Annotated in this window: 1 protein-coding gene; it reads right to left on the bottom strand. The window is 64.7% G+C overall.

What is annotated here, in order from left to right; all coding sequences use genetic code 11:
* Nucleotides 1-238: immunoglobulin-like domain-containing protein (locus Q8X48_RS30095; RefSeq protein ID WP_407802706.1), on the bottom strand; the 238-nt coding region annotated here is incomplete at both ends.

Here is a 238-nt window from a genome sequence, read left to right as displayed (position 1 = left end):
CCACCCACCGCGTCCTTGATGGATTCAGTCACGATGGTCGGACCGGTGTAAACGTCGTTGCCGACGCTGACCGGCAGGCTGCCGGAGCTCTGGCCTTCGGCGATGGTGATCACCTTGCCGCTGTCCAGGGTCACGGTCACCGGACCGTTCTGCGCGGTAACCGGGGCACCGTTCTTGTCGGTCAGGGTCGCGGTGTAGGTGATGGTGCCGTTTTCATCCACGCTCGGGGTGGCGGACA

The organism is Pseudomonas sp. QLc11A, from assembly GCF_052112305.1.
In the GTDB taxonomy this organism is placed as follows: Bacteria; Pseudomonadota; Gammaproteobacteria; order Pseudomonadales; family Pseudomonadaceae; genus Aquipseudomonas; species Aquipseudomonas laurylsulfatiphila.
Note: the sequence above shows the minus strand (reverse complement) of the source record. Positions and strands in the feature narration are given on the sequence as shown.